This window comes from Bacillus sp. S2(2024), assembly GCF_050474045.1.
GTDB lineage: Bacteria > Bacillota > Bacilli > Bacillales > Bacillaceae_G > Bacillus_A > Bacillus_A yunxiaonensis.
Genome location: NZ_JBFLUS010000003.1, coordinates 199,386 through 212,724, shown reverse-complemented (window position 1 = coordinate 212,724; position 13,339 = coordinate 199,386). Strand labels below are relative to the sequence as shown.

General features: G+C 36.8%; 12 protein-coding genes. All 12 read right to left on the bottom strand.

Annotated features, from left to right (window positions below):
• The 12 genes from ald to AB1284_RS01165 all read right to left on the bottom strand — a co-directional run bounded on the left by ald (window position 1) and on the right by AB1284_RS01165 (window position 13,229).
• Window positions 1–1,134 carry an alanine dehydrogenase gene (gene ald / locus AB1284_RS01220; protein ID WP_429752304.1) on the bottom strand — a complete coding sequence of 378 codons (1,134 nt, stop codon included), beginning with the start codon at window positions 1,132–1,134 and terminating at the stop codon, window positions 1–3.
• A 628-nt stretch (window positions 1,135–1,762) separates the two neighbouring features.
• The gene (locus AB1284_RS01215) at window positions 1,763–2,863 is read right to left on the bottom strand and encodes an ABC transporter ATP-binding protein (RefSeq protein ID WP_429752306.1); all 1,101 of its coding nucleotides are present in this window, start codon (window positions 2,861–2,863) and stop codon (window positions 1,763–1,765) included.
• Window positions 2,864–2,930: 67 nt separating this feature from the next.
• Window positions 2,931–3,638 (bottom strand): HAD family hydrolase, encoded by a 708-nt coding sequence (locus AB1284_RS01210; protein ID WP_429752308.1) that lies wholly within the window; start codon window positions 3,636–3,638, stop codon window positions 2,931–2,933.
• Window positions 3,631–5,058 (bottom strand): CehA/McbA family metallohydrolase, encoded by a 1,428-nt coding sequence (locus AB1284_RS01205; RefSeq protein ID WP_429752310.1) that lies wholly within the window; start codon window positions 5,056–5,058, stop codon window positions 3,631–3,633. Before AB1284_RS01205 ends, AB1284_RS01210 begins: the two co-directional genes overlap by 8 nt.
• A gap of 106 nt (window positions 5,059–5,164) precedes the next feature.
• Window positions 5,165–6,526: an extracellular solute-binding protein gene (locus AB1284_RS01200; RefSeq protein ID WP_429752312.1), complete on the bottom strand. Its 1,362-nt coding sequence runs from the start codon at window positions 6,524–6,526 to the stop codon at window positions 5,165–5,167.
• A gap of 25 nt (window positions 6,527–6,551) precedes the next feature.
• Window positions 6,552–7,379, bottom strand: a complete 828-nt coding sequence (locus AB1284_RS01195; protein ID WP_429752314.1) for a carbohydrate ABC transporter permease — start codon at window positions 7,377–7,379, stop codon at window positions 6,552–6,554.
• 1 nt (window position 7,380) lies between these two features.
• Entirely contained in the window at window positions 7,381–8,247 is an 867-nt protein-coding gene (locus tag AB1284_RS01190; protein ID WP_429752316.1) for a carbohydrate ABC transporter permease, read from the bottom strand.
• Window positions 8,248–8,421: 174 nt separating this feature from the next.
• Window positions 8,422–9,210 (bottom strand): DeoR/GlpR family DNA-binding transcription regulator, encoded by a 789-nt coding sequence (locus tag AB1284_RS01185; protein ID WP_429752318.1) that lies wholly within the window; start codon window positions 9,208–9,210, stop codon window positions 8,422–8,424.
• 480 nt (window positions 9,211–9,690) lie between these two features.
• The gene (locus AB1284_RS01180) at window positions 9,691–10,479 is read right to left on the bottom strand and encodes a 2-keto-4-pentenoate hydratase (RefSeq protein ID WP_429752320.1); all 789 of its coding nucleotides are present in this window, start codon (window positions 10,477–10,479) and stop codon (window positions 9,691–9,693) included.
• A 2-nt stretch (window positions 10,480–10,481) separates the two neighbouring features.
• A complete protein-coding gene (dmpG, locus tag AB1284_RS01175) occupies window positions 10,482–11,510 on the bottom strand; it encodes a 4-hydroxy-2-oxovalerate aldolase (RefSeq protein ID WP_429752322.1) in 1,029 nt (342 codons plus the stop codon).
• A 24-nt stretch (window positions 11,511–11,534) separates the two neighbouring features.
• Window positions 11,535–12,434: an acetaldehyde dehydrogenase (acetylating) gene (locus AB1284_RS01170; RefSeq protein WP_429752324.1), complete on the bottom strand. Its 900-nt coding sequence runs from the start codon at window positions 12,432–12,434 to the stop codon at window positions 11,535–11,537.
• Between the two features lie 15 nt (window positions 12,435–12,449).
• Window positions 12,450–13,229, bottom strand: coding sequence for a 2-keto-4-pentenoate hydratase (locus tag AB1284_RS01165; RefSeq protein WP_429752326.1), 780 nt, complete (start codon window positions 13,227–13,229; stop codon window positions 12,450–12,452).
• Between the last annotated feature and the right edge of the window lie 110 nt (window positions 13,230–13,339).

The window sequence follows — 13,339 nt, the reverse complement described above, 5'->3', positions numbered from 1 at the left end:
TTAGCAAGATACTGCTTCTGCTTCTAATAATTCTTTTGCTGCTTTATATTCTACACCATGAGCTTCTGCAACTGCTTCAAATGTTACATAGCCTTCTAATGCGTTAATACCTTTTAATAATGCAGTGTTTTCTAAGCAAGCTTTTTTGTAGCCTTTGTTTGCGATTTGTACTGCATATGGTACTGTAACGTTTGTTAACGCAAGTGTAGATGTGCGTGGAACCGCACCAGGCATGTTTGCAACTGCATAGTGAACTACGCCGTGTTTTTCGTAAGTTGGGTTGTCATGAGTTGTAATACGGTCAGTAGTTTCAAAAATACCGCCTTGGTCGATTGCGATATCAACAACAACAGAACCTTGCTCCATAGATTTGATCATTTCTTCAGTTACAAGTTTTGGTGCTTTTGCTCCTGGAATTAATACTGCACCGATTACAAGATCAGACTCTTTTACAGCTTGTGCAATATTGTAAGGATTAGACATTAAAGTTGCTACTTGATTGCCGAAAATATCATCTAATTGACGAAGACGCTCTGCACTTAAGTCGATAATTGTTACCTCAGCACCTAGACCAACTGCAATTTTAGCAGCATTTGTACCAGCTTGTCCACCACCGATAATTGTTACTTTACCACGTTTTACCCCTGGAACACCTGCAAGTAAGATACCTTTTCCGCCTTTATTTTTCTCAAGGAATTGTGCACCAAGTTGTGCTGCCATACGACCTGCAACTTCACTCATAGGTGCTAATAATGGTAAAGAGTTGTTTTCTAATTGAACTGTTTCGTAAGCGATTGCTACTACTTTATTTTCAATCAATGCTTTTGTTAATTCTGGTTCTGGAGCTAAGTGTAAGTAAGTGAATAACACTAAGCCTTCACGGAAATATTTATATTCACTTGCAATTGGTTCTTTAACCTTCATTACCATTTCCATAGACCAAGCTTCTTCAGCTGTTTCTACGATTTTTGCCCCTGCTTCTACGTATTGTTCATCAGTGAAACCTGATCCTAAACCTGCACCCTTTTGAATGAATACTTCGTGATTGTTACGAATTAAATGTACAACACCAGCTGGTGTCATAGCTACACGGTTTTCGTTATTTTTAATTTCTGCTGGTACCCCAATACGCATAATGAAATGCCCCCTTATAATTAACAGAAAAAAGCAATTCTTTTTTCTTTTTATAATAATTAATAACTTATGAATTTATTCTAGCATAACTTTCAATTTATGAAAACGCTAACATATTCAAAATATAAATGTTTTTATATTTCGAATAGTATAAATACAATAAATAATATTTATTTCAAAAGGAGGTATACACTCATTCTCCTTTCTATAATAATACTTTTATTATTTCCACAAAATTTTCTAAAGTGGATAAATATTATACAAACCTTTAAATTATATATTTAATTATATTGATAAACAATATACATATTGTTTTATCAGTATAATTCTAAGAATTAAATCAAATATTATGTTCATTACATTTAATTGAATGAAACCACTTATAAAGCAAAGGATTATCGTTGTATCTTTTTACAGTAATCTGTGTTTTTAAAAGAACACGAAATATAGTTAAGTTCGATCATACATCAGTTTCTATACGATTTCGAATAATTTTTTCTTATCTATTTCATCTGTACCTTAGGAAATAAAGAAATCAATCAACAACAAAGGCCTATCCCAAATTGGGATAGACCTTTGTTGTTAGTATGATACTACCGAAGTATTGATGATTTATTCATTAGATAATCTATAATACAATTCGTTTTTCAGTTTCATAGTCAAAATAATGAACTTTTTCCATATTCAAAGCTAGATCCATCTCAGATTGACTATGCACATCAACTGAGGAGTTAACACGCGCAACGAAGGATTGACCATTGATATTGGAATAAAGATATGTTTCTGATCCCATTAATTCTGACACATCAATCGTTACCGTTATCTTTGTATTATGAGGTAAATCTAAAAGAGCTTTTCCATAATAAAAATCTTCTGGACGTATACCTATGATAATTTCTTTATTCACATACCCTTTGTTTCGTAAACTTTTCATCTTCTCTTCTGGAACTTCGATTTTCCATTTATCAATCATAACAGCATTTTCTGTTAATGTTCCTTTGAAAAAATTCATTCCAGGAGAACCGATAAAGCCTCCGACAAATACATTTTCTGGTTTTTCATAAACTTCTTTAGGAGTACCAACTTGTTGAATGATACCGTCTTTTAGCACAACTAAGCGTGTTGCCATTGTCATCGCTTCTATTTGATCATGCGTAACGTACACAGTTGTTGTTTGCAGTTGTTGGTGTAACTTTGTAATCTCGGCACGCATTTGAACGCGCAGTTTTGCATCTAAGTTTGATAATGGCTCGTCCATTAAGAAAACTTTTGCATTTCGAACAATCGCTCGACCTAATGCAACACGCTGACGTTGTCCACCAGAAAGTGCTTTTGGCTTTCGGTCTAAATATTGCTCAAGTCCAAGAATTTGTGCTGCATGTTTCACACGTTGGTCAATTTCCTCTTTACTATATTTTCGCAGCTTTAAGCCGAACGCCATGTTATCATAAACTGTCATATGCGGATAAAGAGCGTAGTTTTGAAAAACCATTGCGATGTCTCGATCTTTCGGTGTAACATCATTTACACGCTCTCCATCAATATAAAAGTCTCCCTCTGAAATCTCCTCAAGTCCTGCAATCATACGTAATGTCGTCGATTTCCCGCATCCTGAAGGTCCAACCAAAACGATAAATTCTCCATCATTCACTTCTAGATTAAAATCTTTTACGATTGTCACATCATGATCATATTTCTTATAAATATTTTTGAATGATAGCTGAGCCATAATTGCCTCCTATAATTTTAGCTATTTTTAAAGATACTGTTATTGACAATATTGACCACACATTGCTTTATAAAATTTTGGAAATGTCCTTCATACTGTCTAAAATATAATCCGCTTCGCCTTCTAAATCTTCCTTACTGCTCGCACCTGATAAGACGCCCACTACTTTAATGTTACTATTTCTTGCAAATTTAACGTCTGTTAGTGTATCGCCTACCATTAAAATATCTTCTTCATTTAATGAAAATTTCTCTTTGAACATATAATAGAAATCACTGTCAGGCTTTGGTTTATTAACACCATCATCAGCACCTAAAAAGTCTACATAATCATATAATCCTGTCATTTTAAGTGAATGAATAGCTGCATCAACGTCGTCTGCTGTAACAACCCCTATTACATACTTATGATCTTTTAAATATTTTAAGGTTTCCTTTGCACCTTTCACTTCTGTAAATACAAGATCATCTGCTGTAGAGTGTTTTTTAAATAATGCACATACATGATCAATAAAGTTCTCTTTATTCACATGTTGATTTTCTAATAATGAAAACCATGCATCCGCAATAAAGTAATTCGTTCGGCAAGCTAGTAAACTCGTGCTCTCAAAATCGTTATCACCCATACCAATAATCTTTAGGTATTCATTTTGTTTATTTTTTTCATTTGGATACATTTGAAATATATCATCTAACACACGATGAACGATTTTATACCAGACAGCATCTAGCTGTATTAATGTTCCATCTTTATCAAAAATAATTCCTTTACTCACCTGATAGTCCTCCTAAAACTTCACACCATGTTTTCATACCCTGACGCTTAACGTTATTGTAAATAGGATTTATAAACACTACTAATTCATCATCTTCCCAACCTTCAACTCGAGCATATGCTCCTTCATTTAAAGAAAAGTCAAAAGTTGCTTGACTGCCAAATTCTTTTTCAATCACTTGGCCATTCATAATTAATCTCCACTCGCACGGTTTATCTGTATAAATGTTGTAGCGAATATCTCCTTGCGCCTCGTCACCGACATAAATGGTTTTACCTTCATTTTGAATATCTATCTCTACTTTTCTAAATCTAGAAAAGTAAATTCTGCCTCTTTGAATAGAATCTTTTAAGTTTTTAATAGATAATCCCTCACATAGTACGTACGTTCCCGGGTCACCATAAATCGATGGGTCTTTAGATCCTGGGAATGTTTTAGATGGATGTAAATGAGAATCACTTCCGCCAATCCCCCAGATTTTAAGACCATTTGACCACATTTGATCGAAGAACTTTAAAGCTTCTAAAGTAGATGGCTTACTTTTTTTATAAGTTGGATCACACATGATTTCCATTGTATGAATATTTTCTAGATCAATATCAATCTGGTTCGTCCAAGGTTTCATAAATGGGTGATTCACACTAATTAAATAGCCTTTTTCTTTTATGAAAGAAAATAGTTCATCCATGCTTTTAGCGTTAAGCGATTCATCTAAATACTCTGTGAAGTTAACGTACTCTTTCATCCCGAACACATTGTAATGACCGTAAGGAGTTGTAAGTTCCATCGATGGTATGATCAATGTGCTTCCTTTCTGATAAGATGGCATAACAATATTGTGCTCCGTTGCATATAAGAAATCTAACTCTTGTTTTTCACATACGCTCATTGCCAGCTCGTCATCCATCTCGCCATCTGTTAAATCTGTGTGGACATGAAAATCTCCTTTGTACCAACGATGCTCTTCATTCATTACCTTTTCAAAATTGCATTCATCAATAAAGACATTTTCCTTACAAAAATGCTCTCGATCATATTCCCGTTCTAACTCGTCATTTACCAATATATTTACCTGATATTCCATTTTTCTTCCGGTAAACTTTAATGCTTTATCTGCACAATGAGGGGTATATACTACTTCTAATTCCCAATTACCAGATGGTATTTTCCCTCCAACACAACCAGCGGAACAAAACTTTGAATCTTTTGCAACAACCAGTTTTTCATCAACAATTGGCGTTTGATATTGTATACGTACATACCCATTAGGATCTCTCAAGATTAGTAAAAGCGGAATTTTTCGGCCGACCCCTTGATCGATAGTTAATGTAAAGTTGGCAATGTCAGTTGAATCCATTTTGAAACAATGTTTATTTTTTACGAATGGAGAAAGAGTCATGGTACCTTTCATTTCAATCATGATTTCCACACCTTTTTTCTATTTTTACTTACTAAAATATAGAGGAGAGGTACCTCTTTGGTTCCAAAGCACCCCTCGTTTCTCTACAAACTAATTCATGGAAAATTTATTTCTGTTTTTTCAGAACTTTATCCAATTCTTCCTGCGCAACTTTAGCTGCTTCATCTAATGCTTGTTTTGCAGGCACTCCTTCGATTTCTACTTTATCCTTAGCTACATTTAATGCGTCATTGATTTTACCGCCTGTTGGATCCACAAATGGCGCAACTCCATATTTATTCGCTTGCTCTAATGGAACTAATGCTTGCGGTTGTTTTTTAACAAATTCAGCATAAGGAGCATAATCTGTTACATTGTTACGAACAGGGATATAGCCTGTTGCCATTGACCATTCAGCAGTTTGCTTAGTGCTTGTAGCAAATTTCATAAAGTCATATGCACCTTTTGCTACTTCTGGATCAACATTTCTCGTTAATGTTAATAAATACGTTTCTAATTTTGGTGCTGGTTTATTAGTACCCCAGCCTGGTTGTGGTACTGCTCCAAATGTGTCAAGACGTTCTTGCTCAGTCATTCCTTTACCTAACGATTTAAAAACAAATCCTTGGTCACCAGATGAGCCTGTAAATCCTAACGTTCTACCTTCAACTAAATCAATGATTGTTTTATCCCAATATTCCCATCCAGTCCCACCTGAATGAATATTCATAATTTTATCTCCGTGAAGCCATGTACGGAATTTTTCCCATACTGTAACCCAAGTGTCATCGTTGATTAATACTTTTTTACCATCTTCACTTAATACATTTCCGCCAGCACTGCGAACTGCGTCAATTAAGTTTGACGTACCCCACATTGGCATCCAACCTGCGTATGTGACATTTCCACTTGCGTCACGTTTTGCTACTTTTTGCGCTACTTTTTCTACACCTTCCCACGTCTTTAAATCGTCAGGTGTAAAGCCATTTTCCGCTAACACTTTTTTATTGTAATAAAAAATTTGAGTTGTACCGTAAAAAGGAACTCCATATAATTTTCCATCAATTGTCGCTTGATTCATAAAACCTTTTCCATAATCTTCTTTGTTAAATTGCTTATCATCTTTAACATATTGATCTAAAGGTACAATTAACTTTTTCTTAGCATATTCTTGAACAACGTCTGAACCTAACAATGCAATTGCCTCTTGGTTATTCGCTGCAAATCCACTTTGAAGCTTTTGATAAGACTCATCGTAGTTACCTGCTTTTGTTGTTTTCACTACATATTTGTTTTGACTTTTATTGTATTCATCGACAATCTTGTCTACTTTGTCTGCAAGTGCACCACCTACACCATTAATAAACGGAACAACAATCTTATCTCCTTCTTTACTTACTTTAACAGTACTTCCCGTTCCACCTGAACAGCCTGCAAGTGCACCAACAAATAAGGACAAAGTTGTTAAAAGCATTAATAATTTTCTCATCCCGAATGTCTCCTTTAATGTTTAGTTAGCCTTTTATTCCTGAATCAGTAACGCCTGAGAGGAACCATTTTTGTAAAACTAAAAATACGATTAAGAGCGGCACTGTAGCGATTGTACTTGCAACCATAATGTGTGACCAATCTCGGCCTAAAGAACTATTAATGAAATAATCAGCAATTCCGTTAGTAATTAATTTTTTGTGGCCATCATTCAATATAAGAGCTGGCCAAATATAGTTATTATAATTCCCAATAAATGTAACTAATCCTAATGTTACAAATGATGATTTCGTCATTGGAAAAACAATCTTCCAAAGAATACGCCAATCACTTGCTCCATCAATTTTGGCTGCTTCTACTGTTTCATAACCAATCTTGTGAAATGATTGTTTTAAATAGAAAATACCGAATACACTAACAGCCATAGTAATCATGTATCCAAAGTGCGAATTAAGTAAGCCCATTTTTCCTAACATCACATATACTGGAACATACGATACAGCTCCAGGAATCATGTACGTTGCCATGACAACACTGAATGTCAAGTTTTTCCCTTTGAACTTATAAAATGCCAACATATAAGCAAAGAGTGCAGACGAAACAAGTACATATATCGTAATAAGGAAAGAGGTATAAAAACTATTAAATATATACGTTCCAAATGGAAGAGTGTCTAATACTTGACGATAATTTTCCCAGTGAAATTGCGTAGGCCAAAAACCTCCTTGTAATACTTCACTGGACGTTTTAAACGAACCAAGTACCATCCATATGAATGGAAAGACAAACACAATACTTGATAAAGTCAAAAATATATGCTTTAAAATTAATGGCTTCTTTTTCGTATCATTCATCTTAATAGTTCACCCACTTGTCACCTACTATCTTGTTTATAACGGATAGCAGAATTGTAATGATTAATATAATAAATGCGATTGCCGTTGCGGATCCCATATCGAACTGTTCAAACGCTTGTTGGAAGAATAAATAAAGTAACGTTCGTGTCGAGCCGCTCGGTCCACCTTGTGTTAAAATTTTAATTTGATCATAAGCCTGCACCGAAGTAATGATATTGACAACAACTAAAAAGAATGTTGTTGGTGAAACCATCGGTAGTGTTACATATCGAAATTTTTGCCATGCATTTGCTCCATCAATACTAGCAGCTTCATACAAGCTATCTGGTACTTTCTCTAGTGCACCAATATAGAAAAGCATCGTCCATCCAACTAGTTTCCATACCGTTACAATAATGACCGCTAGCATCGCTGTATGACTACTCTTCAGCCAATCCAAACCCGGCATCCCGAAAAACTCTAGCACTTTATTAATAGCTCCAAATTGAGGTTCATATAGAAGTGACCATACAATGGATACAGCTACCGTTGGCGTTACCCAAGGTGAAAAAATCATTAATTGATAAATTGCAGAACCTCTGAACTTCTTTCGGAAGAATAATGCGAAACCTAAACCTAATACAATCGTTGGAACGACTGTTCCAATTCCAAAATAAAGAGTATTTAACAATGCCTGTATAAAAGAATCCTGCGTGAACAAATTTAAATAGTTATCTAAACCAACAAAATTAAAGCCATTGGTCATGAAATCCCAGTCTGTAAAACTAATACCCAAACTAATGAAATTCGGAATGATCCAAAACAATATTAGAGGTATTCCAACCGGTAATAAAAAGAACACAGCTTTTGATAATTTTATTTGCATTCTCTCGCCACCTCCTAATTCATATTGTACGAGCACATTATTAATACAATGTTGTTATTATGTTAATGAATTGTAAAATCAACATAATAACAAAATAAAACAAAACATTTACAAAAAATCATAACAAAAAAGACTATTTCTCATTAAGAAATAGTCTACTTTAAGATGTTCTTTTTATACCGTTATTACTTCAACCCCTTTACTTAGTAAGGCGTTTTGCCATTTTTCATCGAGTTTAGCATTTGTATACAGCACATCGATATCCTCAAAATTTCCGCTTTTATAAAACTTTGTTAAATTAAACTTTGACTCATCTATCATCATCACAACTTGTTTTGCATTTTTCTTTAATTGCTGAAAAACTTGCGCATCCTCAATATACGAACACGTCAGTTCCTTTTCTAAAGAAATTCCATCACATGAAGCAAATAATTTATTAACAGTAAATTGGTCAAGATAATTTAACATCATTTCTCCAGACAATGCTAATGAATTTGAATTTAGCATTCCACCAAATACTATTAATTTGCAATCAAATGAATGATACTGCTCTTTAAGCTCGATAACTTTATTAACAGCTGGTATCGAGTTTGTTAGAATCGTCAAGTTCTTTTTATCATGTATAAAATCTAAAATTTGCATCGTGGTTGTCCCAATTTCAATTGCAATAATATCATTATCTTCTACTAATTTACTTGCTTCCATAGCAATTTTTCGTTTTTCTTCAATATTCTCAGATCGACGTTTATCAAAATAGAATTCAATGGTATGATCTTTTTTCTTAACTGCACCACCATGTATTTTTGTAAGCTTACCTTCCTTATGCATCATATCTAAATCTCTTCGAATTGTTTCTGTGGTAACATTTAACGCTTTAGCTAAATCATTTACCATCACCCGATTGTATGTTTCTAACTCATCAAGTATGTATTTTCTTCGTTCAAATTGTGTATAAGATTTCATCCAATTCACACCTCTTTGTATTACACAAAATATACATATTTCTAAAAATGCTTATAAAGACTAGAATGATGCCTTTAGAATGACACTATCTATATTAGTATTTAAAAAATCATCTTTCTTCAGTGCATCTTACTCATTTACTTAAAGTATAGTGTAACTAGTAGTAACTAGCCAATACTTTCGTTTAAAACATTCCAAAGGGCACATCACATAGTTTGAAAGGAATGTCTCATTGCTTTGCTGAATATTTCGTGGAACAGAAGTCACCCTATAAAATTATGACCGTAAATCTATATATATCCTAAATGAATTTTCAACATGAAGTTGAATTTCGTCCATCGCCGGCTTTCTTGAAAGCTGGCGATGGACGAAATTCATATCAGACTCATAAATTGTTTTTATATAATATAACAAACGGTTGGCGCTTAGCGGAAAATACTAAACACCAACCATTTTTATACAAAATTAAACTTTGTCGTCCTATTTGCAAGTAAATGAAACGCTCCCTAGTTCTGCAAATTGGGCAAAAATTGAATCACCCGGTTGGAAGGAGATCGCTTCCGATATAGCTCCGCTTAGCACAATATCTCCTTTCTTTAAGCCCTTTCCGATTTCTCCAAGCTTATTAACCGCCCAAGCAACAGAGGTAGCAGGATGGCCTAAGACAGCAGCACTTGCTCCTACCGTAGCCACTTCTCCATTTTTAGACATAACCATTCCCAAATTAGCCAAGTCCAGCCCAGCAGGTGACAGCCACTTGTTTCCTACTATAAAGCGGGACGAAGAACAATTATCTGCAATAACATCTGCAAGAGTAAATTTAAAATTTAAATACCTGCTATCAATGATTTCGATCGCCGGCGCCACATATTGGGTTACGCGCAAAACATCTGCTGCTGTAATGTTAGTTCCCTGAAGATCTTCATTGATAAAGAAGGCAATTTCGGGTTCTGCCTTTGGATGGATGAGTCGATTGAAATCAATAGGTTCCCATTCTAAGGCTAGCATATCATCCGTCAAATAGCCGTAAATAGCCTCGTGAACACCCATCATCTGCTGCTTAGCTTTACTTGTAAGACCAAGTTTCAATCCAATTCGCCTTGCACCCTCTTGTTCTTTTCTTTGAATCAGTTTTTCCTGTAACACATACGCTTCCTCAAAAGTCAAATCCGGGTATTTATCCGTGATTTTTACGACTTCCCGGCGTTCCTTTTCCGCTGACAAAAGATAATCAACAATTTCCATATCTGCTCCTTGCACAATTGTCATTTTTACACCTCCACTTTTTGGGCTTTCGCCAATTCGGCTGCTACATCAAGGATCATGTCTTCTTGACCCCCAACCACGTTTCTCTTTCCAAGTTCAATTAGGATATCCCTTGGATCAAGGCCAAACCGCTTGCTCGCCCGTTCCGCGTGAAGAAGGAAGCTGGAGTAAACACCGGCATACCCCAGAACCAAACTTCCTTTATTAATCTCCTGTGGCCTAGGAAGTAAAGGGCCCACAATATTCTCAGCAGCATCCATCATTTTATAAAGGTCCATTCCTACATCGATTCCCATTCGATCCAATACAGCTAATAAGACTTCTGTCTGTGTATTTCCCGCACCCGCTCCTAAACAACGAATACTGCCATCAATTCGCGTTGCCCCCTCTTCAATGGCCACAAGGGTATTGGCAACGGCAACAGATAAATTATTATGTCCGTGAAAACCGATCTCAATATCTAGGGAATTACGAAGGGCGCTGATTCGTTCACGAACTTGATTAGGCAAAAGAGCACCGGCCGAATCTGTCACATACACTGCTTGCGCACCATAGCTTTCCATCAGTTTGGCTTGTTCCACTAACTTCTCTACAGGAGCCATATGAGCCATCATAAGAAATCCTAATGTTTCCATTCCGAGCTCCCGTGCCTTACCAATATGCTGAGCCGATACATCTGCTTCTGTTACATGCGTCGCAACCCTAACCAATCCTGCCCCGAGTTCCCTTGCCTGCTTCAGATCATGAACAGTACCGATTCCCGGCAGCAACAGAACCGCAACCTTCGCCTGCTTACATTCTTCTACAGCAGCCTCAATCAATTTCATTTCATCAACAAGAGAACGGCCGTATTGAAGTGTCGAACCTCCTAATCCATCACCATGACTAACCTCAATATAGTGCATGCCTGCATCATCCAATGCACGAGTAACTTTACGAACCTGTTCCTCCGTATATTGATGTGCCATGACGTGGCTTCCGTCGCGTAAACATACTTCCGTAATTTTAATAGGTTTATCGCTTTTACGATTCATCGGTGATCACCTCTTCCTTTCTGACTATTCTTCACTTGCAGCAATTCCAACGGTTTTCTTATTCAAAATATCGCGTGCAAAATCCTCGGCCACGCGTGTCGCTGCAGCAGTCATAATATCCAAATTTCCCGCATATTTCGGGAAGTAATCCCCTGCTCCTTCTACCTCAAGGAAAACCGTCACTCGACCTTCATCAAATAAAGGTTCCTGTTTGAGTCGATACCCCGGCACATACCGCTGCACAGTTTCTACCATGTCATAAATGGATTTGCGAATCGCTTCTTTATCCATATTCTTTACTTCACAATAGACTGTGTCGCGCATGAGAATTGGGGGCTCTGCCGGGTTCAGGATGATGATTGCCTTTCCTCGATCGGCGCCTCCCACTTCTTCAATTCCACGGCGTGTCGTAATCGTAAACTCATCAATATTAGCACGCGTTCCCGGTCCTGCGCTTTTACTTGAAATAGTAGCGACAATTTCAGCATATGATACATCAGCTACACGATTAACAGCGTGTACAATTGGAATTGTCGCCTGTCCACCGCATGTAATCATATTGACATTCTCGGCATGCAGGCTGGCACCTAAATTGACAGCTGGACTCACAAATGGCCCTCTGGCAGCAGGAGTAAGGTCAATTGCAAGTTTCCCCAATTCTTTAAGGATTTTCGCATGTCTGACATGCGTCTTGGCTGATGTCGCATCAAACACAATATGCGCCAAATCAGGATTATCCACTAAACCTTGAATTCCGTTCGTTAACACGTGGTAACCTCGATCTTTTGCTCGTTTCAATCCATCGGATTCAGGATCAATGCCAATCATGGTGGTCAATTCGATTACTTCACTTCTTTCGAGCTTATACATAAGATCCGTACCGATATTGCCCGAACCGATAATAGCCGCTTTAATTTTACTCACAATAACAACCTCCCTTTACTCAAATGTTACAGAAACAGAACCAAGAGGACCGAAGTGGGCTGAAATGGTATCCCCTTGCTTAACGGTCAATGCGCCGGAAAGAGCTCCAGGAAGTATCAATTCTCCTGCTTTAAGTCCAATACCAAACTTGTACAATTTATTCGCTAACCATGCGACAGCCTGTGCCGGATGTCCAAGGGCTGCAGCTCCTGCACCCGTTGCTACCAGTTCATCATTGTTATAAAGAACCATCCCTACACTTCGCAAATCCAAACCATCGACCGTACTCAGCTTGTTTCCTACAACTACTTTGGCTGAAGAACCATTGTCAGCGACGGTATCCACCAATTGAATCTTCCAATCCTCAATGCGGCTATCAATAATCTCAATTGTTGGTACTACATACTTAGTAGCCATCAATACATCAAGATAGTTGACATTTGGGCCTATCAAGTCTTGACCGAGAATGAAACCAATTTCCGCCTCTACTTTCGGACTAACCAAATCACTTATTTTTACGACCTCACCATCAGATACCTGCATATTATCAAATAAATGACCATAATCAGGTTCATCGACCCCAAGCATTTTCTGCATAGCTATACTCGTCAGCCCTACTTTTTTACCAATAATTTGACGCCCTTCTTTTCTCTTTTTCTCCATGACTGCCAGCTGAATTTCGTAAGCGTCCGTAGTATTTAATTGGGAATATCGCTGCGTAAGAGGGGCAATTGGATGTTTGCTTCGCTCTGCTTCTATCAATTCATTCGCAAGTTCTTCAATTAATAGTTTCATATATTTGCTCCTTCCTTGTTTGCTTAGATACATAAAAAGTGGCTTATAGGCCACCTTTTATGTTTTTAAATTTATCCCGCATTAACGGGCAGTAAGACCCCCACCTCAAG